Genomic DNA, 263 nt, shown 5'->3' with positions numbered 1-263 from the left:
CGGCAGCGGCGCCCAGAGCAGCGTCCTCCCCGCGCTCGACGGCGCGCTCGACGTCGACCACGCAGCGACCAGTCTCCTCGACCACCTCCGGGACATGCGCGAGTACATGCCGCCCGAGCACCGCGCGCTCGTCGCCGACTTCGAGGCCGCCTCGGGGCTCCGCGAGTACGTCGCCGGGAGCGACCCGGCGCTCGTCGACGCGTACAACGACGCCATCGACGCCCTCCACGACTTCCGGAAGATACACCTCTCGCAGGTCGTCC

At 72.2% G+C, this 263-nt stretch carries 1 pseudogene; it reads left to right on the top strand.

The annotated features are described in order from the left end of the window. Positions 1-263 (top strand): annotated as a pseudogene (locus SM753_RS20765) (indoleamine 2,3-dioxygenase); the annotation flags it as partial.

The sequence above is a fragment of the Halostella sp. PRR32 genome (genome assembly GCF_034808085.1).
Classification (GTDB): domain Archaea; phylum Halobacteriota; class Halobacteria; order Halobacteriales; family Natronoarchaeaceae; genus Halostella; species Halostella pelagica.
This window is presented reverse-complemented; position numbering and strand designations above follow the sequence as displayed.